At 71.8% G+C, this 25,830-nt stretch carries 24 protein-coding genes; 10 read left to right on the top strand and 14 right to left on the bottom strand.

Features of this window, described 5'->3' with window-relative positions; genetic code table 11:
* Positions 1 to 54 precede the first annotated feature (54 nt).
* From ACFWM2_RS32165 to ACFWM2_RS32150, 4 genes are all read right to left on the bottom strand, one after another.
* The gene (locus ACFWM2_RS32165) at positions 55 to 252 is read right to left on the bottom strand and encodes a hypothetical protein (protein WP_383287260.1); all 198 of its coding nucleotides are present in this window, start codon (positions 250 to 252) and stop codon (positions 55 to 57) included.
* 35 nt (positions 253 to 287) lie between these two features.
* Positions 288 to 500 carry a hypothetical protein gene (locus ACFWM2_RS32160; RefSeq protein WP_383287258.1) on the bottom strand — a complete coding sequence of 71 codons (213 nt, stop codon included), beginning with the start codon at positions 498 to 500 and terminating at the stop codon, positions 288 to 290.
* A gap of 46 nt (positions 501 to 546) precedes the next feature.
* Positions 547 to 1,587 (bottom strand): radical SAM/SPASM domain-containing protein, encoded by a 1,041-nt coding sequence (locus ACFWM2_RS32155; protein ID WP_383287256.1) that lies wholly within the window; start codon positions 1,585 to 1,587, stop codon positions 547 to 549.
* 283 nt (positions 1,588 to 1,870) lie between these two features.
* Positions 1,871 to 2,989 carry an aKG-HExxH-type peptide beta-hydroxylase gene (locus ACFWM2_RS32150; protein ID WP_383287255.1) on the bottom strand — a complete coding sequence of 373 codons (1,119 nt, stop codon included), beginning with the start codon at positions 2,987 to 2,989 and terminating at the stop codon, positions 1,871 to 1,873.
* A 304-nt stretch (positions 2,990 to 3,293) separates the two neighbouring features.
* Between ACFWM2_RS32150 and ACFWM2_RS32145 the strand changes: the two genes are divergently transcribed.
* Positions 3,294 to 4,559, top strand: a complete 1,266-nt coding sequence (locus tag ACFWM2_RS32145) for an MFS transporter (protein WP_383287253.1) — start codon at positions 3,294 to 3,296, stop codon at positions 4,557 to 4,559.
* A 219-nt stretch (positions 4,560 to 4,778) separates the two neighbouring features.
* On the opposite strand, the gene ACFWM2_RS32140 is transcribed toward ACFWM2_RS32145, so the two are convergent.
* The 3 genes from ACFWM2_RS32140 to ACFWM2_RS32130 all read right to left on the bottom strand — a co-directional run bounded on the left by ACFWM2_RS32140 (position 4,779) and on the right by ACFWM2_RS32130 (position 7,291).
* Positions 4,779 to 6,101 carry a hypothetical protein gene (locus tag ACFWM2_RS32140; protein WP_383287436.1) on the bottom strand — a complete coding sequence of 441 codons (1,323 nt, stop codon included), beginning with the start codon at positions 6,099 to 6,101 and terminating at the stop codon, positions 4,779 to 4,781.
* 213 nt (positions 6,102 to 6,314) lie between these two features.
* Complete coding sequence (locus tag ACFWM2_RS32135; RefSeq protein ID WP_383287251.1) at positions 6,315 to 6,656, bottom strand: MazG-like family protein; 342 nt, start codon at positions 6,654 to 6,656, stop codon at positions 6,315 to 6,317.
* A gap of 89 nt (positions 6,657 to 6,745) precedes the next feature.
* Positions 6,746 to 7,291, bottom strand: coding sequence for a DoxX family protein (locus ACFWM2_RS32130; RefSeq protein WP_383287249.1), 546 nt, complete (start codon positions 7,289 to 7,291; stop codon positions 6,746 to 6,748).
* Between the two features lie 133 nt (positions 7,292 to 7,424).
* Between ACFWM2_RS32130 and ACFWM2_RS32125 the strand changes: the two genes are divergently transcribed.
* Positions 7,425 to 7,751, top strand: coding sequence for a nuclear transport factor 2 family protein (locus ACFWM2_RS32125; protein WP_383287247.1), 327 nt, complete (start codon positions 7,425 to 7,427; stop codon positions 7,749 to 7,751).
* Between the two features lie 112 nt (positions 7,752 to 7,863).
* Positions 7,864 to 8,874 (top strand): aldo/keto reductase, encoded by a 1,011-nt coding sequence (locus ACFWM2_RS32120; RefSeq protein ID WP_383287245.1) that lies wholly within the window; start codon positions 7,864 to 7,866, stop codon positions 8,872 to 8,874.
* A gap of 251 nt (positions 8,875 to 9,125) precedes the next feature.
* Here ACFWM2_RS32120 and ACFWM2_RS32115 read toward each other — a convergent pair whose 3' ends face one another.
* Positions 9,126 to 9,860, bottom strand: coding sequence for an ABC transporter ATP-binding protein (locus ACFWM2_RS32115; protein WP_383287243.1), 735 nt, complete (start codon positions 9,858 to 9,860; stop codon positions 9,126 to 9,128).
* A 134-nt stretch (positions 9,861 to 9,994) separates the two neighbouring features.
* Positions 9,995 to 11,422, bottom strand: a complete 1,428-nt coding sequence (locus tag ACFWM2_RS32110) for an ABC transporter permease (RefSeq protein ID WP_383287241.1) — start codon at positions 11,420 to 11,422, stop codon at positions 9,995 to 9,997.
* 473 nt (positions 11,423 to 11,895) lie between these two features.
* Here ACFWM2_RS32110 and ACFWM2_RS32105 point away from each other — a divergent pair, with 473 nt between their 5' ends.
* Complete coding sequence (locus tag ACFWM2_RS32105; RefSeq protein WP_383287239.1) at positions 11,896 to 13,089, top strand: D-alanyl-D-alanine carboxypeptidase family protein; 1,194 nt, start codon at positions 11,896 to 11,898, stop codon at positions 13,087 to 13,089.
* 241 nt (positions 13,090 to 13,330) lie between these two features.
* Here ACFWM2_RS32105 and ACFWM2_RS32100 read toward each other — a convergent pair whose 3' ends face one another.
* Positions 13,331 to 14,089: an SDR family oxidoreductase gene (locus ACFWM2_RS32100; protein WP_383287237.1), complete on the bottom strand. Its 759-nt coding sequence runs from the start codon at positions 14,087 to 14,089 to the stop codon at positions 13,331 to 13,333.
* A 133-nt stretch (positions 14,090 to 14,222) separates the two neighbouring features.
* Here ACFWM2_RS32100 and ACFWM2_RS32095 point away from each other — a divergent pair, with 133 nt between their 5' ends.
* Positions 14,223 to 15,878, top strand: a complete 1,656-nt coding sequence (locus ACFWM2_RS32095; protein ID WP_383287235.1) for an alkaline phosphatase D family protein — start codon at positions 14,223 to 14,225, stop codon at positions 15,876 to 15,878.
* Here the strand turns inward: ACFWM2_RS32095 and ACFWM2_RS32090 are convergent.
* On the bottom strand, positions 15,865 to 16,887 hold the full coding sequence (locus ACFWM2_RS32090; protein WP_383287233.1) for a Gfo/Idh/MocA family protein: 1,023 nt from the start codon (positions 16,885 to 16,887) through the stop codon (positions 15,865 to 15,867). The two genes, ACFWM2_RS32095 and ACFWM2_RS32090, sit on opposite strands and share 14 nt — an antisense overlap.
* Positions 16,888 to 16,969: 82 nt before the next feature.
* Between ACFWM2_RS32090 and ACFWM2_RS32085 the strand changes: the two genes are divergently transcribed.
* From ACFWM2_RS32085 to ACFWM2_RS32075, 3 genes are all read left to right on the top strand, one after another.
* On the top strand, positions 16,970 to 18,355 hold the full coding sequence (locus tag ACFWM2_RS32085; RefSeq protein WP_383287231.1) for a multidrug effflux MFS transporter: 1,386 nt from the start codon (positions 16,970 to 16,972) through the stop codon (positions 18,353 to 18,355).
* Positions 18,356 to 18,369: 14 nt separating this feature from the next.
* The gene (locus ACFWM2_RS32080) at positions 18,370 to 19,482 is read left to right on the top strand and encodes a serine hydrolase domain-containing protein (RefSeq protein ID WP_383287434.1); all 1,113 of its coding nucleotides are present in this window, start codon (positions 18,370 to 18,372) and stop codon (positions 19,480 to 19,482) included.
* Positions 19,483 to 19,960: 478 nt separating this feature from the next.
* Positions 19,961 to 20,950: a small ribosomal subunit Rsm22 family protein gene (locus ACFWM2_RS32075; protein ID WP_383287229.1), complete on the top strand. Its 990-nt coding sequence runs from the start codon at positions 19,961 to 19,963 to the stop codon at positions 20,948 to 20,950.
* Between the two features lie 43 nt (positions 20,951 to 20,993).
* Here ACFWM2_RS32075 and ddaH read toward each other — a convergent pair whose 3' ends face one another.
* On the bottom strand, positions 20,994 to 21,812 hold the full coding sequence (gene ddaH / locus ACFWM2_RS32070) for a dimethylargininase (RefSeq protein ID WP_383287227.1): 819 nt from the start codon (positions 21,810 to 21,812) through the stop codon (positions 20,994 to 20,996).
* A 299-nt stretch (positions 21,813 to 22,111) separates the two neighbouring features.
* Here ddaH and ACFWM2_RS32065 point away from each other — a divergent pair, with 299 nt between their 5' ends.
* Positions 22,112 to 22,768 carry a TetR/AcrR family transcriptional regulator gene (locus ACFWM2_RS32065; protein ID WP_383287225.1) on the top strand — a complete coding sequence of 219 codons (657 nt, stop codon included), beginning with the start codon at positions 22,112 to 22,114 and terminating at the stop codon, positions 22,766 to 22,768.
* Positions 22,769 to 22,919: 151 nt separating this feature from the next.
* On the opposite strand, the gene ACFWM2_RS32060 is transcribed toward ACFWM2_RS32065, so the two are convergent.
* Complete coding sequence (locus ACFWM2_RS32060) at positions 22,920 to 23,831, bottom strand: glycerophosphodiester phosphodiesterase (protein ID WP_383287223.1); 912 nt, start codon at positions 23,829 to 23,831, stop codon at positions 22,920 to 22,922.
* Between the two features lie 169 nt (positions 23,832 to 24,000).
* Between ACFWM2_RS32060 and ACFWM2_RS32055 the strand changes: the two genes are divergently transcribed.
* Positions 24,001 to 24,726 carry a bifunctional DNA primase/polymerase gene (locus ACFWM2_RS32055; protein ID WP_383287222.1) on the top strand — a complete coding sequence of 242 codons (726 nt, stop codon included), beginning with the start codon at positions 24,001 to 24,003 and terminating at the stop codon, positions 24,724 to 24,726.
* Between the two features lie 33 nt (positions 24,727 to 24,759).
* Here ACFWM2_RS32055 and ACFWM2_RS32050 read toward each other — a convergent pair whose 3' ends face one another.
* The gene (locus ACFWM2_RS32050) at positions 24,760 to 25,746 is read right to left on the bottom strand and encodes a hypothetical protein (RefSeq protein WP_383287220.1); all 987 of its coding nucleotides are present in this window, start codon (positions 25,744 to 25,746) and stop codon (positions 24,760 to 24,762) included.
* Positions 25,747 to 25,830 lie beyond the last annotated feature (84 nt).

Here is a 25,830-nt window from a genome sequence, read left to right as displayed (position 1 = left end):
GGCACCCGGACGGTGGTCCGGGTGCCGGTCGGGGCGACACGGGTCGGGCCCGCGTCACTGCTGGTCGTCCGCCTCCGTCTCCGTCTCCGGCGTGGCGCCGGACGTGTCCGGGCGCTTGGCCTTCATCGACGGCAGCAGGGCGTACTGCGCACCAGTGCGCACTTCCGGCTGTACCACCTCGACCGCGGGTCCTTCACCGGTCGCGCCGGCTGCCGCCATGAGGTGCTCAAGGTCCGTCTTCTTCTTCGTCATCACTTCACCTCCCTCCCGCGAAGCGAACGGGTCGCTCACGCGGTGGCGACCAACTCCCCTTCGAGGAGTTGTGCCATCGCCGACTCGAACGCCTCCTGGAGTTCCGGTTCACCGATCCGCCCCTTGTTGAGCTCCTTGAACGAGGCGAAGATCTGCGAACCGGAGGATCCGTCGCACAGCTCCACGACCACCCAGGCCACGGGGTTCAGGTAGTGGATGGCGGGCTTGCGCGGTGTGTAGGCGAGCATGCAGTTCCACTCCGGGATGGGGCGGAACCTCGCGTGGGGGCTCTGCTCATAGCAGTCGGCTCGTTGCCGGTACGGCGGGCCGGACACGCCGGTCCTCGAGGTCGTCGGGGAGCTGAGAGACATCGATGCCTCCGTTGGTCGTGGTGCAGAACGGGTCGGGGGCGTCCCAGCGGCCGGTGAAGGCGAACGCCGTCGACCTGCATCCGCCGGACGATCCCTGGGTGTCCTCGCAGGACTCGCAGCCGCCGTCCACGTGACCGGAGCGGTTGTGCACGTAGAGGGGGTTGTTCCAGGTGCTCAGCCAGCTGACCTCGCGGACGTTGCCGTAGTCGGTGTAGTCGCGCAGGTAGGCGCAGCCGACGGAGCGGCCGGTGGCGTCCACACCGGCGTTCTGCCAGCAGCAGTTGCCGTCCTTGGGGTGCCAGGAGGTCATCAGGTGCACCGAGTCGGGTACCCGCAGCGCATCCAGCGCGGCCATCTGGTCGGGCAGCCGCAGGGCCAGGTCGTGCCACTGGGTGCGAGCCCGGCCCAGGGGGTACAGGCGAAGGACTCCGACCCGCGGGACGCCGAGTTCGGCGGCGAGGTCGAGCACGTCCTGGAGTTCGTCCACGTTGCGCCGCGTCATGATGATGAGCAGGGAGACGGGGAGTCCGGCCGACAGAGCGTTCCGCACTCCCTGGACGGTCCGGTCGAAGCTGCCGGGAACCTGCACGTGCCAGTCGTGGGTGTCCGCGGTGGCGCCGAGGACGTCCACGTACACCTCGCCGATCCCGATCTCCTTCAGCCGGGCCGCGACTTCGGGGGTCAGCAGGGTGGCGTTGGTGCGCAGACGGGTCATCACGTGCGGAGTCAGCTCGGCGAGGAGGTCCAGGGCATCCGGGCGGTTGAGCGGTTCGCCGCCCTCCACGAAGACCTCGATCACTCCGGAGTCGGCCATCTCCCGGATGAGCGCCGCGTACTCGGCCCGGCGCATCTCCTCGCTGCGGGGCTCGGCCGCGCAGTCGCCGTAGCACTGACGGCACTTGAGGTTGCACGACTGCGTGACCTGCAACCAGCTCTTGAGGGGCTCGTTGAGTACCAGTTCCATGGGTCTCCGTCCTGATCGGCACCGTGTGTACGTGCGCTGAGGTGTGCCGGCCCGGCGCGAGGGCGTCGATGGCCGGTGTGGACACGGCGCGCCTGCGACCGTGAGGGGCGCACAGTGTGCCGCGGTGCGGGTGTGGGCGTGGTGGCGAGGGCTCGCGGACCCACACCTTGGGAGGGCCGGCCCGGGAGGCACCGGGAAGGGACTCAGGCGGTGTCCGTGCCGGAGACGGCCCGCGGTGTGCACGGCGGTGCGGTACGGCTCGGACGGCCGTGCCGGCGACCGGTTACGACGTCACCCGCTCGTGGACGCGGGCAGGTGGGCCGGACCTGGTCCGGTGCACCTCCGTCAGCCAGTGCAGGAAGTCCCTGCCCGCCGGGCCGAGACACTCCTCGGCGTGCCGGGCGACCTTGTCGAGCAGGCTGGTGGCCCGGAACGAGGCCGTCTCCGCGGACTGGCCGAGGTCGGGGTTCCCGCTGTCGTGGGCGCGCTGCTCGAACCAGGCGCACAGGTGGACGTAGACGTGGGCGGCGGCCAGGGCCCGGTCGACGGGCCATCGGGAGACCTGGGAGGTTCTGTGCCACTCGGGCGCCACGGTGGGCGCGGTGGCCGTGTCGTAGGCCGGGGCGAAGACCGACCGCGTCGCCTGGAGGTCGTAAAGGCGCAGGTGCACGCACTCGTGGACCAGCGCCTCGGCCAGCCGCTCGGGGGTCTGCATGCAGCGGACGGCCACGAACGCGGCGCCGGGGATCTCGCGGGTCGACGCGCTGTCGAAGGCGTCGGGCCCGTCGACCGCTATGACGTAACGGGCGTGCCGCAGCAGGCCGGTGCACAGGTCGGGGGCGGTGGCCAGCATCAGCTCCACAGCCGCGCGAAGGGTTGCGGTCCGCTCGGCGGTCAAGCCCGTCAGGGTGTCGGCGCCCGCGCCCGCGCTGAGGTGGCGGCGGAAGAGCGCCTCGAACGCCCGGTGGACTTCGGCCGGCAGAGCGGGGTCCGTGAGCAGGTGCACCCGGTGGCCGGGTAGTTCGACCGTCTGCCGGACGCCCGCGCACTCCTCCTCCGTCGCGAGCTTTTCGCCGAGGAGGGGGCCGTACGCGAGCGAGGCGATTTCCGCTGTGCAGGCGCGGGGGTCCCGAATTCTGCGCAGTGCCTCGTCGAGTTCATGGCGGACGGTGGGTTCCAAAGCGGTGTCGCGAGAAATTCGGCGACCTGCGGAATCGACCGGCAGAATGTCCGGAGCGACGCATTCGAGTAGGAAGTCGTAGGTCTCGTACAACCGGTCGAGAATAGTGGCCGATTGAGCGAAGGCGGGGTGCTCGGCGAGCGTGACGAGTGCAGGTTCTTGCATACAGTGGCCCCTGTCGGAGGACATCCCCTGCTTGCCGCGGAATGCGATGAACGTCATGGGCAGGATTGTGCCAACGGTGCTTGTTGCAAAGGTGCGTTGACGCCGGATTCGCAACTGGCGACTCATCGAAGCTGCCACGGGAGAGAAAGCCGCGTCAAGCATCTCGAGCGGCCTGGACGAAAAAATCCGCTGCTCTGTGAAAAGAGTGCAAAGACCGCCTGGGCGACATGAATGGTGCGCCATACACGGGGTACGCGCCTCTCGTTATGTGTGTCTCCTGCCAGGCGGCGAGCGCATGGGCTCCTCCGGACACGCCGTGTGCGCGCCGCGACGTACCGCCGACGAAAGACATTTCCCTTCGATGAGTTCGGCTCCCACCTCACCCCCGTCGGATCGGGCCCGGGCGAAGGCCCTGCGCCGGCTGATCACCGCCAACGGGCTCAGCTCGGTGGGGGACGGTGCGCGGTTCGCGGCGCTCCCCCTCCTGGCCGCATGGAGCACCGGCGACGTGTTCTGGGTGTCCGTGGTGGCGGCCGCGGGCCGTGCGGCCTGGCTCCTGGCACCGGTCATCGGCACCCTGGTGGACCGCACGCCCCGGCGCCGGTCGATGGTGGGGGCCGACCTGGCGCGGTGCGCGACGCTGTTCCTGCTGTGCGCCCTCGTGGTGACGGGGTGGACGCCGGTGACGGTCCTGGTGCTGCTGGCGTTCGGCTCGGGCCTGGCCGAGGTGTTCTTCGACAGCGCCGCACAGGCCGTCGTCCCGACGCTGGCCGCCGACCACCAACTGGAGCGCGCCAACGCCCGGGTCATCTCGGCACAGATCGTCGGAACCGGCTTCGTGGGCCCGCCCGTGGGCGCCGCCCTCTGGTCGGCGTGGCACCCGCTCCCGTTTCTCCTCGACGGCGCGACGTTCCTCGCGTCGGCGCTGCTGCTCACGGGGCTGCCGGAGCGGGCCGCACCGGACGCGGCGGACGGCGAGCAGGGGATACGGAGTCTTCTGCGGGGCACCTGGGCCGGGTTGCGGTTCCTGGCGCACGACCGGGTCCTGCGCCCCCTCATGGGGGTGGTCGCGGTCCTGGGCGTGGGCCAACAGGCGGTCTACGCGGTGCTCGTGGTCTACGTCGAACAGCGTCTGCATCTGCGCCCCTTCGGCTACAGCCTCATGCTGGTCGCCGCGGCCGTCGGCAGCCTCGCCGGGGCGAGGACGGCGCCCCGGATCGTGCGCTGGCTGGGGCCCGGGCGGAGTGTGAAGGCGTCGGTGACCGTCTCGGCGCTCAGCTACCTGGTCGTTGCGGTACTGCCCTGGTGGCCGATGGTCGCCGTCATGCTGGCACTCAACAGCGCCGGGGTCGTGCTGTGGAACGTGTGCACGGTCTCCCTCCGGCAGCGTCTCGCCCCGCCGGACATGCTGGGACGGGTCACCAGCGGCTATCGGCTCGCCGCCTGGGGGGCCATGCCGATCGGCGCCTCGGCGGGCGGCGCCCTGGCTCAGCACGCCGGACTCGACGCCCCCTGGGCGCTGGCCGGCCTGCTCCTTCTGGCGTGCCTCCCCTTCCTGGGCGCGGTGGCCGCGGCGGGGCCCGGCGCGGCGAAGGCCGGCATCGGCCCGTCCGGCGAGCCCGCCTGAACTCTTCGCGCCTGGGCCCGCCCGAACTCCTCGGGCCTGCCGCAAGTCCGGTTGCGGCGGTACCCAGGGCGACGACCCCGTCGAGGCCGCCGTCACCGAACAGGCCGTCCCGCGTACGGGACGGCACCGCCACGCGACTCCCAGGCTGTCGGCGCAGCCCGGGAGCCGGATTGTCCGTGGCGCGGCCTCGTGGGCCGTCAGCACGTCACCGTGGACGCGTCAGTGGGTCACCGTGAACCAAGTAGCCCGCGACTTCTTCCACTCCGGGTGGGCGAGGTCCTTGGCCTCCGTGCCGTCGCCGTAGAGATCGGCCGAGCCGTCGTCGGTGATCAATTGGGCGCGGGCGCCAGGGGTGTTGAGGTCGGGGACGTCCACGACCGCCTCCCAGCCGCCCGGGTCCGAGGTGGGCAGGTCGACGCGCTTGACGGGGGCGTGGGCGGGGTTGCCGTCCCAGGAGTAGAGCGCGTACGGGTCCGAGTTGTCGTCGGCGGCCCAGGAACCGGCGACGATCAGATACTGGTTCGCGGCGTTCCTGCGGATGTCACGGACGGACAGGCCGCCGAGGTCGAGCTCGACGGGCGTACCGAAGGTGGCCGCGGCGCCGGAGCTCACCACCTTGTCGATGTTGGTGACGGGCACGAGCAGCGCCTTGCCGCCGGGCACCGCCGGGGCGAGCGGCGCGCGGAAGCCGAGATACGCGGTCGTGGTCGAGCCGGGCGCGAACTCCAGCCCCTCCACGTTGAACCCGTCGATCTGCTTCGGTATCTGGCCGTCCGCGGTGCCCGCCGCGAAGCCGTAGCGGTTGCCGTTGGCCTTGTCCCACGCCACGACGTCGTCGCGGAGCTTCGCGTACGAGCCGCCGTACGTCAGCGTGGTGGCCGCGCCGGATCCGGTGACCTTGGTGGTGAAGACGGTGTTGCGGTCCGACTTGTACACGCCGTCCTTGTTGTTGCCCAGCGAGCCCGTCCAGTAGACGGTGTCGCCGACGCGGGCCGCGCCCTCGATGTCGATCTCCTTCGAGACGCCGATCTTCGAGCTGAAGTCCCAGGTCTTGACGGGGGCGCCGGAGTTCGAACGGTCGTACAGGCGCAGGGTGTTGGACTCGTCGTCCGCCACGACGGTGTAGCCGCCGCCGACGTCGACGGCCGCCGAGGCATCGCTGGAGCCGGTGAAGTAGCGGCTGTCCGCGCTCTGTTGGACGGCGGCGGAGGCCGCGTAGTGCAGCGTCTTGGTGGCGGTCCGGCCGTCCACGCCGGTGACCTTCACCGTGAGGTCGGTGTACCCCTGGCCGCGTGCGGCGACCACGAGCCGGCGGGCGCCACCGGTCCCGGTGACCGTGACATCGCTCGTGGCGGCCACGGTGGTACGGCTGCTCTTGGTCACCGTCACCGTGAGCGCCCCGGCGTCGGCGCCGCTCTGCGCGACCGTCACTCCCACGACCGGGTCGCCGCTCGCCCCCACCGCGCCGGAGAGGTACTCCGCCGACAGCGAGAGGGTGGGCGTCCCGTAACTCGCCGCCTGTGCCTGGCTTCCCAGCCCCATCACCGCCAGGGTCAGTACCCCGCTCACCACGGCAACCGCCCTGCGACCACTGAGCACTACGTCGTCCTGCACGAGGAACCTTTCGTCGGCATGCTGTCGACGAGATTATTTAGCGGCCCTCACCAACTGTATGCATCCTGCGTGTATACAATTGTTAAACACGTGGGGGTCAGCTGGGACAAGTGGGACGGGCAGGACAAGTGCCCCCGCCGGTCAGGGAGTTCCGGCCGTTCCGAGGGACCGCCGGGTGACGCCGGCCAGGTGGGCGGTGAAGACCTCGCGGGCGTCCGGGGTGAGGGTGCGCAGCGCGACCAGGGCCGTGATGACGACATCACAGAGCTCGGACCGGACGTCGTCCCAAGTGTTACTCGTGCCCTTGCGCGGATTGTGGCCCGTCGCGCCGATCACCGCCTGGGCCACCTCGCCGACCTCCTCCGAGAGCTTCAGCATGCGCAGCAGGAGGTCCTCCCGGCTGTCGTGCGCCCGATGCGCGTCCAGCCAGGCGTGCAGGAGGTCGATCGCGTCCCAGAGTTCTTCAGCAGCGTGCTCAGCCATGGGAGTCAGTCTCCCCCGAGGGGCGGAGCCCGATGACGCCGCCTGCTCGTCCGGGGAGCCGGTCCCCGGGGCGGGAGCCCGGTCGACGGCTACTCGTCGAACAGCGTCTCCTGCTCGCCCTCCGCGGCCCTGCGGACCCGCTTGTTCCGGGCGCCGACCACGGCCAGCGTGAGCGCGGCCGTGAAGCCCAGTGCCGCGGGCACCATCCAGCCGCGGTTCACCGCGTGGCCGAGCAGATGGTCCAGCGAGAGCCGGCCCGGGCCCGCGACCGCGAGGCCCGCCGCCGTCAGGCTGAGCGAGGCCGCGTACTCGTAGCCGCCGCCCTGCACGAAGAAGCCGTTGGGCGTGTGCACCGCGGCCGCGCCCGCCATCGCGCCGGCCGCCGCCGCACCCGCCGCCGGCGTCGCGAGTCCCAGGGCGAGCAGCGTGCCGCCGCCCGCCTCGGCCAAGCCCGCCGCGGCGGCACTCGCCTTTCCGGGCGCGTACCCCATGGATTCCATGGCCGCGGCGGTCCCGGCGAGGCCGCCCCCGCCGAACCAGCCGAACAACTTCTGCGTACCGTGCGCGGCGAGCACCCCGCCCGTGCCCAGACGGAGCAGCAGCAGGCCCAGATCGCTTCGGTCGAAACAGGTCACGGTGACTCCCAGAGCAGACAGCGGAGTACTGGTCCCTCCCGCGTCTCCACCGTCGCACCGTTCCCCCGGCACCGGCGCTCCCGCGCAGCCGTTCGGGTGGCGCGGGCCGGGGACCGGTGTGAGTCTGACTGGCATGACGATTCAGGTAGCCAAGCTGAGCGACCCGGCCGTCCGGGCCTTCGTCAGCGCCGTGAACGCGCACGACCGTGAGGCCTTCCAGGCCCTCCTCAGCCCGGACGCGACGATGTCCGACGACGGTTCCGACCGCGACCTCGACGAGTGGACCGACCGGGAGATCTTCTCCTCGCACGGACACATGGAGGTCGACAACGAGTCGCACGGCGGCCGCGCCCTCCTCGCCCGCTACAGCAACGACGCCTGGGGCGAGATGAAGACGCGCTGGACCTTCACGGTCGACGACGGCGGCCGGATCTCCCGCTTCGAGACCGGCCAGGCCTGAGCACGGGCCCCGCACCCCGGTTCCGCGCCGGGGTCCTTGCCCACATCCCTGCACCCCGGTTCCGCGCCGGGTCTTGCCTTCGGGTGCACTCCAACTCCTAGCGTCACCGGACATGGAGAGCATCGAGAACGAGCGCAGGACACAGCACAGGACACTGGGACGCAGCGGGATCGAGGTCAGCGCTCTCGGCTTCGGCTGCTGGGCCATCGGCGGCGAGTGGCAGACCCCCGACGGACAGCCCCTGGGCTGGGGCAAGGTCGACGACGACGAGTCCGTACGGGCCGTCAGGCGCGCCCTGGACCTCGGCGTGACCTTCTTCGACACCGCGGACGCCTACGGCACCGGGCACAGCGAGCGCGTACTCGCCCGTGCGCTGGGCAAGCGACGGGACGACGTCGTGATCGCCACCAAGTGGGGGAACGTGTTCGACGAGGAGCGCCGGCTGGCCACCGGCAGCGACGACTCCCCGGCGTACGCCCGCCGCGCCCTGACCGCCTCGCTGCGACGCCTGGACACCGACCGCGTCGACCTCTACCAACTCCACATCTCCGACGCCGAACCGGATCGTGCCGCCGAACTCCGCGACACCTGCGAGGAGTTCGTGCGCGAAGGGCTCATCCGCGCGTACGCGTGGAGCACGGACGACCCGGCACGCGCCGCCGTCTTCGCCGAGGGCCCGCACTGCGCGGCCGTACAGCATCGTCTGAACGTCCTGCAGGACGCGCCCGAACTGCTAGCCCTGTGCGAGGAGTTGGACCTGGCCAGCATCAACCGCAGTCCGCTGGCCATGGGGTTGCTGACCGGCAAGCACCACGGGGACCGCGCGCTCGACACCGGGGACATCCGCAGTGCACCGCCCGCCTGGCTGCCCGGCTTCTCCGACGGCGGCGGAGCGGACCCGGACTGGATCGCCCGGGTGGACGCCCTCAGGGACATCCTCACCAGCGACGGCCGTACGCTCGCGCAGGGCGCCCTCGCCTGGGTGTGGGCCCGCAGCCCCCGCACGATCCCGATCCCCGGCTTCCGTTCGGTCGCCCAGGCCGAGGAGAACGCGGGCGCGATCGCCAAGGGGCCGCTCACCGAAGGGCAGTTGGCCGAGGCCGACCGCGTGCTCGGACGGTGAACGACCCCTTCGGCCGCGCCCGGACAGCCGTACGGCGGCGGCTGGATCGGTAGGCCCGCCCGGTCGTACGGCGGGGCTGGATCGGTAGCCCCGCCCCGTCGTGCGGCGGCCGCGGGTCGGCAGTCCCGACCGCCGTACGACGGCAGCCGGGTCGGCATCCCGACCGCCGTACGACCGCAGCCGGAAAGGTGGCTCCGACCGCGGCCGGATCAGCAGCTCCGACCGCGGCCCGATCAACCGCCCCGACCGCCCTACTGCTGCTGGGCGAACGGCTGTCCCGCGTACTCGCCGAGTACACGCGGCTGCGCACCGCCCTGCTCGGTCAGCGTGATCTGCCCCGCCTTGATGGTGGCGACGCGGGGCGCCCGGCGGGCGATCGACGAGTCGTGGGTGACCATGATGAAGGTCAGCCCGTACTCGTGCCACAGCCCTTCGAGCAGGCCCATGATGTCGTCGCGGGTGCCCTCGTCGAGGTTGCCGGTCGGCTCGTCCGCGAGGAGCACCTTCGGCTTCTTGACCAGGGCACGCGCGATGGCGACCCGCTGCTGCTGGCCGCCGGACAGCTCCGCCGGCGCATGCGCCAGGCGGTCGCCGAGACCGACCGAACTCAGTGCCTCGGCGGCCCGCTCACGCCGCTCCCTGGCCTTCACGCCGAGCGGTACGAGCGCGGTCTCCACGTTCTCCTGCGCGGTCAGCGTCGGGATGAGGTTGAACGCCTGGAAGATGATGGCGATCTTCTCGGCGCGCAACCGGGTCAGCTTGGCCTCGCTGATGGTGGCGAGGTCCACGCCGTCCAGCTCGACGCTGCCGGCACTGGGGCGGTCCAGGCCGCCGATCATCTGCAGCAGCGTCGACTTGCCGCCGCCGGTGGGGCCCTGGATGACGAGCTGGTCGCCGTCCTCGATGACGAGGTCGATGCCGCGCAGCGCCTCCACCGTCTCCTTGCCCCGCGTGTAGCGCTTGGTGACGCCGGTGAGCTTGTACATGAGTTCTCCGAAGATGCAGCAGAAGAGGAAGCGGACGAGGAGGGGCGGGGCGCCGTGGCCCGGGGGGAACGGACCCGGCGCCCCGGCTCGAGGGGTGTGCCTGGCACGCCGGGTGGCGCCCGGCCCAGGGGGTGTTACGAGACGCTGCGCAGGGCGTCGGCCGGGCGCATCCGCGAGGCGCGCCAGCCGCCCATGGCACCGGCGATCAGACCGCCGGCGATGGCCAGGCCCGCCGCGAGCGCGATGGTGGTCACCGAGACCGGCGCCGTCAGCGCGATCTCGACGGTGTTCTTGGCCTGCTGGGCGGCACCGCCACCCATGCGGCCGCCCATGCCGCCGCCACCCGCGTTCGAGGCGAGCTCCGCGGTCAGCTTCGGGCTGATCGCCGTCACCGTGTACGCCGCGCCGAGGCCGAGGGCGATGCCCAGGGCGCCGCCGAGCAGACCGTTCACGATGGACTCGCCGACGACCTGCCGGGTGACCCTGCGGGAGGGCCAGCCGAGCGCCTTCAGCGTGCCGAACTCGCGCACCCGGCGGCTGACCGCGGACGAGGTGAGCAGCGCGGCGACGAGGAACGCGGCGACGAGCACCGCGATGGACAGCCACTTGCCGACGCTGGTTGCGAGGTCGGAGGCCGTCGACAGCGAGCCCGAGACGGTGTCGGCGAGGTCGGCGGAGGTGGTGACCGTCGTCCCCGAGATGTTCTTCTGGATGGCCGACTTGACCGCGCTGATCTGCTGGGAGTCGGTCGCCTTGACGTAGATCGTGGTGACCTTGTCCTTCGAGTCGCCCAGCGTCTGCGCCTGCTTCAGCGGCAGGTACACGTCGGTGGTCGTCTCGCTGCTGTCGGGGGTCGCGATGCCGATGACCTCGTACTTGGTCCCGGAGATCTTGAACGTGTCGCCGACCTCGTACTTCTTCTCCTTGGCGTACGACTTGGCGACGACCGCCACCTTGGAGTTGGTCTGCGCGGCGGTGAAGGTCTTGCCGCTGGTGATCTTCGACGTGGAGAGCGGACCGAGGTCCTGCTGGGTCACGTCGACGCCCGCGACGGAGTACGAGTTGACGTCGAAGGAGGCGCCGCCGCCCTGGACCCTGGGCTGGCCGGTGCCGCCGCCGCGGCCGCCCTGCTGGGTGGCCTCGGCCTTGCCCTGGGTGAAGGAGCCGTCGACCTTGGTCACGTTCAGGCTCAACGCGCCCACCGCGTCCGCCACGCCCTTCTGGGACGCGACGTCATCGACGAGCGAGGACTTCAGGGACTGTCCGCCCTGCGGCATCACCCGGTCCGAGCTCTGTGAGGTGCTGTCGTCCGACTTGGCGTCGAAATTGAATTTCGGTCTGCCCGAAGAGTTGCTGCTGGGGGCCGCCATGGCCTTGGTGACTGTCATGTCGGTGCCGAGTCCGTAGAGCGACTTCAGGACCTTGTCCTGCGCCTGCTGCATACCGGCCGTCACCGAGTTGACGGTGATGACCAGCGCGATACCGAGCGCCAGACCCATGGCGATGACCAGGGCCGCCTTCTTGCGCCGGCTCAGCTCTCGCTTGAGATAGATGCCAAACATCCCGTTCCCCAAAGGTTCTTGGCGCCCGCTGTGGGCGCGGCCACAAACTATGGAGAAACCTTTGAGTGAGCCTGAGTAAAGGATGTGTCAGGCCTGAGAATGCGGCGTCCGGAATCAGAATTCCGTAAGACAGCTGATTCCTAAGTGGGGCAGGGCCTATTGCCAGGAAACGCCTGTTGAGTGGGGCGCGGTGAAGAACAGCGGGTCCGCCCGGTGTGCACCTCCCGGTGGGACGGTGGACGGGCACACCGGGCGGCTCGTACCCCCTCTTCCGTCTGCTCGTATCCCTGTTCCGGTGATCCCGGACGTCTCGTACCGCTGTTCCGGCGGTCTCCGACGGCTCTCGCGGAGCCGTTGCCCGTACCTTCGCCCGGTCCCCGGATCCGGCCCTTTGCCGCGTCTTTGGGAGTGCCATGCTCTCCCTTTGTGACCCCGCCGCAGAGCGCCACGGACTCGCTTTGTACGGTCCCCGGATGCGCGATTCCTCTCGGCTGACCCGGCGTGCCGCTCTCGGCCTCGCCGCGGCCGCCGTCCCGTTGGCCTCTGCCACTCCCGCGTCCGCGGACCCCGCCGCCGTCTCCGTCCCGGCCGCCACGATCGGTGGTGAGCGGCTGGCACGCACCGGGATCCAGGTGCGCGGCGCCTCGAACGTGCCCAGGCTCACCGCGCGCGCCTGGCTGATCGCCGACCAGGAGAGCGGCGAGGTGCTGGCCTCGTACAACGCGCACCGGCGTCTGGCGCCCGCGTCCACCCTGAAGATGCTGTTCGCGGACACGGTGCTGAAGAAGTTCGAGCGGACCGAGCGGCACACGGTGACCGACGCGGACCTGGCCGGGATCCCGGCGGGGTCCAGCCTGGTCGGCGTCAAGCCCGGAATCACGTACACCGTCGAGCAGTTGTGGCTCGGCGTCTTCCTGCGGTCGGGCAACGACGCGGTGCACGTGCTCAGTCATCTGAACGGCGGGGTCGACGCGACGGTCGCCGAGATGCAGGCCAAGGCCGCGGATCTGCAGGCGCTGGACACGCATGTGGTCAGTCCCGACGGCTTCGACCACAAGGGGCAGCTCTCCTCCGCGTACGACCTGACGCTCTTCGGCCGGCACGGGCTGCACAACACCGACTTCCGCGCCTACTGCGCGACGAGGACCGCCGACTTCCCGGCCGGCGGCAAGAAGACCTTCCAGATCCAGAACACCGACCGTCTGCTGACCGGCGCGTGGGGGATGGAGACGTACGACGGTCTGATCGGCGTGAAGAACGGCTTCACCAGCCACGCGGGCAACACCTTCACCGGCGCGGCCACCCGCGACGGCCGCACGCTCCTGGTCACCGTGATGCACCCCAAGAGCGGCGGCAACGGCGTCTACAAGGAGACGGCGGCGCTGCTCGACTGGGGCTTCGCCTCGGCGCAGAGGGCCAAGTCCGTGGGCACGCTGGTCGATCCGCTCAGTGAGGGCGGCGCCACCGCGACCCCGACGCCCAAGCACGCCAAGGCCGCCGGCGGCGCTCCGGCGTCCACCGCGAAGGGCGGTTCGCCGTGGGGGCTGGTGGGCGGGGCCGGGGGAGCGGTCGCGCTGCTCGCGGGCGGTGCCTTCGCGTTGCGCCGTCGCGGACGCAAGGGAAGTGACGACACCGCGGCCGCGGCGGAGGGCCGGCGCCCGCGGTGAAGTGTGGAGCAGCCGCTCCGTGGCCCGGTGCACATCTCGCGGTCACGCGCGAGGTCCGCCCCCTTCCGGACCGCGGAACGGCTGCTCCTCCCCCCTGGTGTGGCCTGCGGGAGCTGTGTGCTCCAGATGTGAAGCTGAGGTGGAGGAGAAATGAGCATAAGCCCGCCACCGGCCGGAATATCCCGGACGGTGAGCTTCCGTTTGTGCAGGTTGACTCCTTGAACAGGGCCGGCGCCGGGTCTCAGCCGCGGCCCACGTACGGCATCGCGGTCGCCAGTACGGTCGCGAACTGCACGTTCGCCTCCAGGGGCAGTTCCGCCATGTGCCGCACTGTGCGCGCCACGTCCGCCACGTCCATCACGGGTTCGACCGCCAGTTCGCCGTTCGCCTGGAGTGTTCCCGACTGCATGCGCTCGGTCATGTCGGTGGCCGCGTTGCCGATGTCGATCTGACCGACCGCGATCCGGTACGGGCGCCCGTCCAGGGACAGTGACTTGGTCAGGCCGGTCAGCGCGTGCTTGGTGGCCGTGTAGGCGACCGACTGCGGCCGGGGCGTGTGCGCGGAGATCGAGCCGTTGTTGATGATCCGGCCGCCCTGCGGGTCCTGCTCCTTCATCTGCCGGTAGGCCGCCTGCGCGCACAGGAACGCGCCGTTGAGGTTCGTGTCCACCACGTGCCGCCAGGCCTCGTACGGCAGTTCCTCCACGGGGACGCCGCCCGGGCCGAAGGTCCCCGCGTTGTTGAAGAGCAGGTCGAGCCGCCCGAAGCGGTCGCGTACGGCCGCGAAGAGGGCGGCCACCTCGTCGGGGTGCGAGACGTCGGTGCGTACGGCGACGGAGGTGCTGTCGGGCACCAGCGCGGCCGTCTCCGCCAGGGTCTCGGTCCGGCGTCCGGCCAGCGCCACCGACCAGCCGGTGCGCAGCAGTTCCACGGCAACCGCGCGGCCGATGCCGGAGCCCGCCCCGGTCACCACCGCGGTCTTCGTTTGCATGGCATTCATGGGCCCGCAGCGTACGGGAGGGTCCGCTATACGGAACTCATTCGTCCGCCATCTGGCTGTTGTGTACGTGACAGCTCAGCGTTGACGCTGGCCACTCCAATGCCTTGTACAACCACCTTCAGGGGAGCGCCAGATGACACTCGCAGCCCATCAGCCACCGCACGCACGGCCCCAGCGCGCCCCCGAACTGCGCGCCGCCGCCCGGCACATCGGCCGCCGCCGCTTCCTCACCCTCACCGGCGCGGCTGCCGCACTCGCCTTCGCCGTGAACGTGCCGGCCGCGGGCGCGGCGAGCGCCGCCGAACTCGACGCGGCCAAGATCACCGACGACCCGTTCACGCTCGGCGTGGCGTCCGGTGACCCGCTGCCCGGCTCCGTGCTCCTGTGGACGCGGCTCGCCCCGGCTCCGTACCAGGCCGACGGCGGTCTGCCCCAGGAACGCGTCGCCGTCCACTGGGAACTGGCCCACGACGACAGATTCCACCGGATCGTCAGACGTGGCACCGCCCTCGCGCACCCCGAGTTCAACCACGCGGTGCATGTCGAAGTCGGCCACCTCGACACCGACCGGGTCTTCTACTATCGCTTCCGGGCGGGCAGTTGGATCAGCGAGACCGGCCGCACGCGCACCGCGCCCGCCACCCACAGCCGTACCTCCGCGCTCACCTTCGCCGCGGTCTCCTGCCAGCGCTACGACCAGGGCTACTTCACCGCCTGCAAGCACCTGGCGGAGGACGACGTCGACTTCGTCCTCCACCTCGGCGACTACATCTACGAGTACGCCGTCAACGCGGTCGGCGGCTCACGCGCCTACACCGATCGCACGCTCCCCGACGTCTTCAACCACGAGACCGTGACCCTGGAGGACTACCGGCTGCGCTACGCCCTGCACAAGACCGACCCCGACCAGCGGGCCGCACACGCCGCGCACCCCTTCGTCGTCACCTGGGACGACCACGAGACCGAGAACAACTACGCGGACGACATCGACGACAGCGACGGGCCGCCGGAGGAGTTCCTGCTGCGCCGCGCCGCCGCCTACCGCGCCTACTGGGAGAACCAGCCGCTGCGCCGCCCGCAGCTCCCGGACGGTCCGGACGCCCAGATGTACCGGCGCCTGTACTGGGGCCGGCTCGCCCAGTTCGACATCCTCGACACCCGGCAGTACCGCTCCAACCAGGCGTACGGCGACGGCGCGCACATCCCGGGGCCGGAGTCGGACGACCCGGCACGCACCATCACCGGAGCGACGCAGGAGCGCTGGCTGATCGACGGCTGGCACGACTCGCGGGCGCTGTGGAACGTGGTGCCGCAGCAAGTCACCTTCTCGCAGCGGAAGTTGGACCTCAACGCGGCTGCCAAGGTGTCGATGGACGCCTGGGACGGCTACCGCGCCTCGCGCGAACGGGTGCTCGCCGGAGCGAAGGCGGCCGGCATCGAGAACCTGATGGTGCTCACCGGCGACGTCCACGTCGGGTACGCCTTCGACATCAAGGACGACTTCGACGACCCGGCGTCGGCGATCCTCGGCACGGAGATCGTCGCGACCTCGATATCCAGCGGCCGGGACGGCGCGGACAAGCCGGCCAACTGGGACACCTACACCAAGGCCAACCCGCATCTGAAGTTCTACAACGGGCGGCGCGGCTACGTGACCGTCGAACTCGGGCGCGAGGAGGCGCGGGCCGACTTCAAGACGGTGCCCGCCGTGACGACACCCGGGGCGCCGCTCACCACCGCCGCCTCGTTCGTGACGGAGGTGGGCGACCAGGGGCTCAAGCCGGCCTGAGGTCCCGCCGGGCGGCCTCTCCCGGATAGCGGACGCCGATGCGGTCCCGTATCGCGTCGAGCGTCCGCATCACGGCGAGGGTGCCCTCCAGCGGGACGAGCGGCGACTCGCTCTCGCCGGCACGCAGCGCCCGCATCACCTCGCTCGCCTCGTGCTTGAGGCTGTTGCGGGGGCCGGCGCCGGGGTCGGCCGCGAACCTCTCGGGGTCGCGGCCGTCCCGGTGCAGCACGAAGTGGTCCGGGAAGAAGAAGCCGTACGGAATGTCGATGCGGCCCGCGGACCCGGTGACCGATGCGGAGACCGGGGTTCCGCCGTTGATGGAGCAGTGCACCGAAGCGAGAGCACCGTTCTCCCAGGAGAGCAGTGCTCCCGTCTGGAGATCGACGCCCTCGTCCGAGAGCACCGCTCTCGCCACGACGTCCGAGGGCTCCCCGAGCAGCAGCTGCGCGAACGACACCGGATAGACACCGAGATCGAGCAGCGCGCCGCCCCCCTGCGCCGGATCGCGCAGCCGGTGCGAGGGCGGGAACGGCCCGGCAATCCCGAAGTCGGCCTGCAGGGTGCGGACCTCACCGATCGCGCCGTCGTCGATCAGCGTCTTGAGCCGCCGCACCAGCGGATTGCAGTACATCCACATCGCCTCCATCAGGAAGCGGTCGTGGGTGCGGGCGAGAGCCACCAGCTCCCCGGCCTCGCGGGCGTTCAGCGTGAACGCCTTCTCGCACAGCACATGGCGCCCGGCCTCCAGACACAGCCCGGCGGCCGCCCGGTGCGCCGCGTGCGGGGTGGCGACGTACACCACGTCCACGTCCTCGTCCGCGGCGAGCGACGCCCAGTCGCCGTACGCCCGCGGTATCCCGAACCGTTCCGCGAACGCCTTCGCCGACTCCTGGCTGCGCGAGGCCACGGCCACGACCTCCGCGTCCGGCAGATCAATCAGGTCCGCCGTGAACGCCGCCGCGATCCCCCCGGTCGCCAGAATTCCCCACCGCACGTTCTCGCCCGTCATCCCCGGCCCCTCGCCTGTGACCCCGACCACGCCGTACGAGCTGAGAGCATAGGTGGCGGACCGAACGAACAGGGAGGGGCCCATGCCCGAGGGCGGCCGCACCACGCGGGGCCAGGAAGGCCCCGAGGGACACATAGCGGACGCGACGGCCGCTGATCCGGCACCCGTCGCGGACGTCGAGGCACTGCCCGGCACCAAGGCCCTGCGCCGTACCGGATTCCTCGTCATGCTCATCCTCGGCGGGCTCACCGCGACGCCCCCGCTGGCCATGGACATGTACCTCCCGTCGCTGCCGGAGGTCACCAGGTCGCTGCACGCGCCCGCGGCGACCGTGCAGCTCACCCTCACCGCGTGCCTGGCCGGCATGGCACTGGGACAGCTGGTCGTCGGCCCGATGAGCGACCGCTGGGGCCGCCGACGCCCGCTGCTCGCCGGCCTCGTCGTCTACATCGTCGCGACCGCCCTGTGCGCGGTCGCGCCCACCGTCGAACTCCTCGTCGTCCTCCGGCTCGCGCAGGGGCTCGCCGGCGCGGCCGGGATCGTGATCGCGCGGGCGGTCGTCCGGGACCTGTACGACGGTGTGGCGATGGCCCGCTTCTTCTCCAGCCTCATGCTGATCTCCGGAGTCGCCCCGATCGTCGCCCCGCTCATCGGCGGACAGATCCTGCGCGTCACCGACTGGCGCGGCGTCTTCGTCGTCCTCACGGTCGTCGGCATCGCACTGACGGCGGTCGTCTGGTTCCGGCTCCCGGAGACCCTCGCCGCCGGCGAACGGCACAGCGGAGGCGTCGGTGAGGCGCTGCGGTCCATGCGCGCGCTGCTCGCCGACCGCGCCTTCGCCGGATACATGCTCGCGGGCGGCTTCGCCTTCGCCGCGCTCTTCGCGTACATCTCCGCCTCGCCCTTCGTGATCCAGGAGATCTACGGCGCCTCCCCGCAGACCTTCAGCCTGCTGTTCGGCCTGAACTCGGTGGGCCTGGTGGCCGCCGGCCAGATCAACGGCAAGGTCCTGGTCGGCCGCGTCCGTCTCGACCGGGTGCTCGCCACCGGTCTCGCCATCGTCGCCCTGGCCGCGGCCGCCCTCCTGCTGATGTCCACCGGTGTCTTCGGCGAGGTCGGACTCGTGCCCGTCGCCGCCGCCCTGTTCGTCCTGATGACCGCCATGGGCATCACGCTCCCCAACACCCAGGCGCTCGCCCTGATGCGCACCCGGCACGCGGCGGGCTCCGCCTCGGCGCTGCTCGGCACCTCCTCCTTCCTCGTCGGCGCGATCGCCTCGCCCCTCGTCGGCGTCGCCGGAGAGCACACCGCCGTCCCGATGGCCGTCGTCCAACTGGTCGCGGCACTGGTGGCGATCGCCTGCTTCGTGGCACTGTGCCGTCCCTGGGAACAGGGGTCCCCCCTCCTCGGGCGAAGCCGGGAACACGGCGGAACCCCTACCGCGGACGGAAAGGCGGCGGACCGCTGAGCGCGAGACTGCGCATCGACACACCGGAACGGGCCGGGCTCGACCCCGCGGAAGTGCGTCGACTCGTACGGGAGGTGCGCGCTCTCACCACGGGGGAGCGCCCCTGGGCCGCGGGTGCCGTCGTGGTCGCCGGGCGCGGGCCGGTGATCGCCGTCGAGGAGGCCGCCGGCTGGGCGGTGCGCTACGCGTCGTACAACGAGGAGAAGGACGCGGGGGTCGAGCTGCCGGCCGGGGCACGGGTGCCGATGAGCGTGCACACACCCTTCGACCTGGCCTCACTGACCAAGCTCTTCACGGCGGTCGCCGCGGTCCAGCAACTGGAGCGCGGCACGCTCGGCATCGACGCGCGGGTGGCGGCGTACCTGCCCGACTTCCGCGGGGTCGCCGAGCACGGCATCACCGTACGGCAACTGCTCACCCACACCTCCGGCCTGCGGTCCGAACTCCCGCTGTACGACTGCCGGTCGGACGCGGCACGCCTCGAACTGTTACGTGCCGAGGTGCCGGTGTCGCGGCCCGGCGGGGGGTACCGCTACTCGGACCTCAACCTGCTCCTCCTCCAGTACGTCCTGGAACGCATCGCCGGGCGCAGGCTCGACGTCCTGATCCGCGACGGCATCACCCGCCCGCTCGGGATGACGGCCACGGGCTTCGGACCCTGCCCCGGCGCGGCCGCGACCGAGGACCAGCGCCGGCCGTGGGGGAAGGCGGAACGGGGGATGCTGCGGGGTGTGGTCCACGACGAGAACGCGTGGGCGCTCGGCGGGGTGGCCGGCCACGCGGGCCTCTTCTCCACCGCCCGCGACCTCGCCGTCTTCTGCCGCACGCTGCTCGCGGGCGGTTCCTACGGGCCCGCCCGCATCCTGGGCCCCGACTTCGTCGAGCTGATGACGACCGCGCCGGGCCTCGGTTTCGCGGTGGACCAGCCGTGGTTCATGGGCGCCCTGGCCCACCGCGGCGCCGCGGGCCACACGGGCTTCACCGGTACGTCCCTGGTCCTGGACCCGGCCACGGACACTTTCCTCGTCCTGCTCGCCAACACGGTCCACCCCCGCCGCCGCGACCCGGACAACGCGCCACGCGCGGCGCTGGCCACGCGGCTGGCCCGAGCGGTACGGGGGACGTAGGGGCGCCGGCCCCATCGGAGGCGGGACGTCCGGCCCGCCTCCGATGCGGCCGGCGCCGGGGCGGCCGGCGCCGATGCGGCTGCCCGTCCCGGGCGGCTGATGCGGTGGCGGGCGTGCCGGGCGGTGCGGTGAGGCCGGGTGGCGAAAGGTGGGGCGCTGGCGTGGGGCCGGGTGGCGAAAGGTGGGGGCGCCGGCGGGCGGTGCCGTGAGGCTGGGTGGCGGCGGGTGGGGCGGGCACTGGCCGGTCGCCGCGTAGGCCTGGGTGCCGGCGGGTGGGGACGTTGCCCGGTCCCGCGTAGGCCTGGGTGCCGGCGGTGGGGACGTTGCCCGGTCCCGCGTAGGCCTGGGTGCCGGCGGGTGGGGACGTTGCCCGGTCGCCGCGTAGCCCTGGCTGGCGACGGGCAGGGGCACTGATCGGCCACCCGTCGAGCTCGGGTGCCGGCGGTGGGGCCCCGCCCGGCGACCGTAGAATCGCCGGGTGAACGCCCCCGCTCCCGCCGCCGAGCCCCTGCGCGCCGCCCTCGCCGGGCTGCTGGACGGACTGCCGCCGAAGGCAGCCGCGCAGGCCGTCGAGCGGCTGATCGCGAACTACCGGGGCACCACCCCGACGCACACGCCGGTCCTCCGCGACCGCTCGGACGTGGTCGCGTACGCCGCGTACCGGATGCCCGCGACGTTCGAGGCGGTGCGCGCGGCACTGGAGGCGTTCGCGGACGCGGTGCCGGAGTGGACGCCGGGCAGCCACGTGGACGTCGGCGGCGGCACCGGCGCGGCGACCTGGGCGGTGACGGCGACCTGGGACGGCGACCGCCCGGTGACGGTCCTCGACTGGGCCGAACCGGCGCTCGCGCTGGGCCGTGACCTCGCCGCCGCGAACCCGGCACTGAAGTCCGCCGAGTGGCACCGCTCTCGTATCGGAGCGGCGCTCACCATCGAGAGCACTGATCTCGTCACCGTCTCCTACGTGCTCGGCGAGCTCACCGACGCCGACCGCGGCCACGTCGTGGACGCCGCCGCGGCCGCCGCCCCGGCCGTGGTGATCATCGAGCCGGGCACCCCGGACGGCTACGCCCGGATCATCGAGGCCCGCGACCGCCTGATCGGCGCCGGCTTCGAGATCGCGGCCCCCTGCCCGCACAGCGCCGCCTGCCCCATCGTCCCCGGCGAGGACTGGTGCCATTTCTCCGCCCGGGTCAGCCGCTCCTCCCTGCACCGCCAGGTCAAGGGCGGCTCACTGGCGTACGAGGACGAGAAGTTCAGTTACGTCGCCGCCACCCGCTGCCCGGTGACGCCTGCCCCTTCCCGGGTCGTCCGCAGGCCGCAGATCCGCAAGGGCCAGGTGCTCCTCGACCTGTGCGGACCGGACGAGGCCCTGCACCGCGAGACGGTGACCAAGCGCCACGGACCCCTGTACCGGGCGGCCCGTGACGCCGACTGGGGCGACGCCTGGCCGCCGGAGGCCGACTGACCCGGCGTCAGACGCCGTACGCGGACAAGGGAGTTGCCGGCCGCTACCGGAGCTCCTGAGTGCAGCACTTCACGCTGCCGCCGCCCTTGAGCAGCTCGCTCAGATCCATGCCGATCGGCGCGAAGCCGCGTTCGCGCAGCGGCCCGAAGAGGCCCGTCGCCGCCTGCGGGAGCAGCACGTGCAGACCGTCCGAGACCGCGTTGAGGCCGAGCGCGGCCGCGTCCTCGTCCGCCGCGACCAGCGCGTCCGGGAACAGCCGGCGCAGTACCTCGCGGCTGCCGGGGGAGAAGGCGGGCGGGTAGTACATGATCACGTCCGCGGCGTCGTCCAGGACCGCGAGTGCCGTGTCGAGGTGGTAGTAGCGGGGGTCGATGAGGTCGAGCCCGATCACCGGGCGACCGAGGAACTCCTGCGCCTCGCCGTGCGAGAGCGGGCTCGCCCGGAAGCCGCGTCCGGCCAGCAGATACGAGGCCGTGACCGCGAAGTCGCCCTCGCCCTCGTTGATGTGGACCGGCTCGTGCACCCGCCGGTGGCCGTGCGCGCGGAACCACTCCAGGTGAGCCGCGGCCTCCGCCGCCCGCTCGCGGTGGGCGAAGCGCGCGCCGAGCACTCGCCCGTCCACCACCGTCGCCCCGTTCGCCGCGAAGACCATGTCCGGCAGGCCGGGCAGCGGGGTGAGCTCCTCGACCGTGTGGCCGAGCGAGCGGTAGCGGTCGCGGAGGTCCTCCCACTGCGCGACCGCGAGCGGCACGTCGACCGGCTTGGCAGGATCCATCCACGGGTTGATGGAGTACGTGACCTCGAAGTGCGCCGGTGGGCACATCAGATAGCGCCGGGGTGTGGCACGGCGGAGAGGGGGCAAGGAGGACTCCTCACGTAACCGCGGGGCAGTTGATGCCCATGGTGCGCCGCGGGTCGCCTTCCGGCGGTGAAGCGAACGGGTGGTGTCCGTCCCGGCCCGTCCGGCCCCTGACGCAGGCCCGCCCAACGCCCCGCCCGCCCAAGGCCCCGCACCACCGACGGCCGCACGGCCGGAGGCACGAGTGCCTGTCCAGCCGGAGACGCGAGTGCTCCGCTCAGCCGGAGGCACCAATGCCCTACGTTGTCGGCGCCCCCCCCACAGCGAGACGTCCCGTCTTGCCCCCCTGTTAAATTCGACCCATGGTCCAGAAGCCCGCCCCGCACCCGGGCAAGCCCACCCCCGACTCCACCCGCCGCAGCGAGCGGTCCCGCCGCGCGATCTACGACGCGGCCCTCGCCCTCGTGAGCGAGGTCGGCTACCCGAAGACCACCATCGAGGGCATCGCCGCCCGCGCCGGAGTCGGCAAGCAGACGATCTACCGCTGGTGGTCGTCGAAGGCGGACGTCCTGCTGGAGGCGTTCATGGACCTCAGCGCCCAGGCGGCGGAGGCCGCGGGCCGTCCCGAGGTCATCGGGGAGGCGGCGACGTACGAGATCCCGGACACCGGCGACCTGGAGGCCGACCTCAAGGCCGTGCTGCGGGCCACCGTCGACGAGTTGATCGACCCCAAGTTCGAGATCCCCAGCCGCGCCCTGGCCGCCGAGGGCGTCGTCAACGAACAGGTCGGCGTGGAGTTCGTGAGCAAGCTGCTTGAGCCCCAGCTCCAGCTGTACGTGAAGCGGCTGCGCGCCGCCCAGGCAAGCGGTGAGGTACGCCCCGACGTCGACCCCCGTATCGCCCTGGAACTCTTCGTCTCCCCGCTCGCCCAGCGCTGGCTCCAGCGCACCGGCCCGATCTCGTACGCGTACACGGATGCCCTCGTCGAATACGCCCTCTACGGCCTCGCCCCGCGGTAGCCCGCCACGGTCTCGTCCCGAGGCAGCCCTCCGCGGCGTCGTCCCGAGTCTGACCTCCACGGTCTCGCCCCGAGTCTGACCTCCGTGGTCTCGCCCCGAGGCAGGCCGCCACGGTCTCGATCCACGGTGGCCCGCCACGGTCCCGCCCCCGCTACGGCCGCGCCCGGCCGCGGACCGCCCGGAACCCCTTCCCGCTCTTCCCGCCCTGCATGGCCGTCCCGCCCTTGACGGCCTTCAGCGGATGACGGGAGAGCCGCCCGGGCGCGTCCGTGATGATCCCGTTGCAGCCGAGCGCGAGCGCCCGGTCGCGCTGGCCCGGGGTCACCACGGTGTGCGCCCAGACGCGGGGGATGCCGGAGTGCGCGGCCCGTGCGAGATCGGCGTCCCGCGCCTTGTAGTCCACGTCGAGCACGTCCACGAACGGCGCCCAGCGCTCGGGCCGGTCGTCGCGCATCTGCTCCGCCGAGCGCCACAGCTGGGCGACCAGACCCATCCGGTGGGCCCGCCAGGCCACCTCGGGGCGGTTGGAGTTGACGAAGACCGAGCGGGTCAGCCCGCGGGCGCGGATCAGCCCGGCGAGGGTGCGCAGGCTCTCCGGGTCCTTGGCCTCCAGCATCAGCACGACCCGGCCGCCGAAACGATCCAGCACCTCGGCGACGGTCGGCGGCCGCTCCGAGCGCCAGCTGCCGGGGATCGCGGCCTTGGGCCGCAGCCGCACGCCGGCCCAGTCCCGCAGATTCAGGCCCCGTACCGGACCGCCCAGATAGGTCGTGCGGTTGAGGGTCTCGTCGTGCATGACCACCATGTGCCCGTCGCGCAGCATCCGGGTGTCGAAGTCGAGCACCTGCGCCGTACCGCGCTCATAGGCGGCCATCAGCCCCGACATGCTGTTCTCCGGGACCTCGCGGGCGCCGCCGCGGTGGGCGACGTAGACGACGCGGGGCAGCGCGTCCACCGTCAGCGGCCCGGCGCCCCACTCCAGCGGGGCCAGGGCGCCGCCCTGCCCGGCCAGGGCCAGTGAGGCGAGACCGGCAAGACCCGTGAGCGCAGTCCATGTGACCATGGCGACCACGGTAGGGGGATAAATACCATAAAAGTATGCAATGACACTCGATCCGTCCCGGGGGTTGGCTTGCCCCGGCTACCCCGGATGTCAGCTCTGGCCACCCAGGGCGCAGGATGGTGGGACGATGAAGCATGTTGTCCACACCCACGGCATGGTGAGGGGATAGATGAGCGCGGAGTTCGGCGGCCGCTCCGGCCGGCAGGGCAGGATCTCCCAGTGGCTGCGTGGTCGTCGCCCCAAGGAGGTCGCCGGCGACGGGGGCCGAGAGGCCCTGCTGCTCGCTGCCGCCACCGCCGGGTTGCCGCTCGCACCGGCCGCGCACCCCTCCGGCTACCGATGTTCCTGTGACCGGGTCGGCTGCCCCACCCCCGCGCGCCACCCCGTCTCCTTCGCCTGGCAGACGCAGTCCACGACCGACCACGGCCAGATCGAGCGCTGGGCACGGCACCAGCCGCAGGCCAACTTCATCACCGCGACCGGCCTGGTGCACGACGTCCTCGACGTGCCGCTGGACGCCGGCCGGGAGGCGCTGGAGCGGCTGCTCGCCGCCGGCGTCGAGGTCGGACCCGTCGCCGAGTCCGCCGGTGACCGCCTGCTCTTCTTCACGGCGACCCGCGGTACGCCCGAGGACGAGGACGAGTGGTGGCCCTGCGAGCTGGACTGCCACCCCGAGACGATGGACGAACACCCAGGGCTGCGCTGGCACTGTCGGGGTTCGTACGTGCCGGTGCCGCCGGCCCGGCTCATGGGCGACCTGACGGTCGACTGGGTACGGGGGCCCGAGCACCCGCTGCCCGACCCGCTGAGCCTGCTCGAAGTCCTGACGGACGCATGCGCGCGCCATGCGGGGGACCACACGGAGCGGCTGGCCGCCTGGCCGCACCGGCGCTGAGCGCCCGGGTGGCGGCCGCGCCCGCCGCCCGCTCTACTCGCCCCTCGCCCCGGTCAGGCCCTGCACCCGGCTGAGGAACTCCACCTTCTTGCCCGAGGCCGTCCTCGACGGGTCGAGCACCGCCTGGTTGGAGACGAACTCCAGCGTGAGGGACTGCTTGACCTCACCGGTCAGCAGGGCCTTGATGTTCGGGTCGGTGACATTGATGTCGACGCCCTGCGCCGCCGTCTGCTTCTCGAAGTGCCGCGTGCTGAAGAACACCAGCGCGCCGCCGTTCGAGGTGCGCAGTCCCACCGGCGCGTAGTCGCCGGAGGGCAGCGGCTCGTCGACGTACTGCCGGGCGAGACCGGGCTTGGCCGCGTTCTTCTTGCGCAGGGCCCGCCATGCGGAGGTGTGCGTGCCGGGCGCGAAGGTGTCGCCGCCGCTCTTCAGATAGGCCGCGTACGACCGGCCCAACTCCTTGGGCTCGACGGCCAGTTCCGCCTCGTCGGCGGTGACGGGCTCGGCCCAGCCGTCCTTGTCCCGCACGAAGGTGGGCACGTCGCCGGCGGACAGGACGGTCAGATACGACACCTGCCAGATGTCGTTCGCGTCGCCCCGGGTGAAGACCAGCAGCCAATGGGAGTCCGCCGCACCCTTGTTGGCCTTGGTGTCGGCGACGAACCAGCGCGGCCAGCCGGCCTTCTTCGGTATGACGAACTTCGCGTCGGTCAGCTTCAGCGGCGCGTGGTTGGGGTTGCCGCTCGGGTTGTTCTTGTGACCCGCCTTGAGCTTCGCGCCGTCGATGGCGGCGAGCGGGCCGGTGACCCGGTCCGCGTCCAGGGACCGGTCGTTCGCCTTGTCGGCCTTGTTGTACGCGGTGGTGAAGTCCTTGAGGGCGCGTGCGGCCTCGCCCGTCGTCGCCGCCGGGAGGAACTCACGCTCCCCGTGCACCACCACGCATCCGCTCACCGTGACGGACAGCACGATCCCGGCCGCCACCGCCGGCACGGCCCGCCTCAGCCTTCCAAGCGTGCTCATCGGGTTCCTCCGCCTTCCCCGTTCCCGGGCCCGAACCCTACCGGGGAGCACCGAGGCCCTGAGCGCGGGGATCCGCAACGTCGC

Origin of the sequence: Streptomyces sp. NPDC058371, from assembly GCF_042723265.1 — a bacterium.
In the GTDB taxonomy this organism is placed as follows: domain Bacteria; phylum Actinomycetota; class Actinomycetes; order Streptomycetales; family Streptomycetaceae; genus Streptomyces.
The sequence above is the reverse complement of the archived record's forward strand: the minus strand, read 5'-3'. Positions and strand labels throughout refer to the sequence as shown.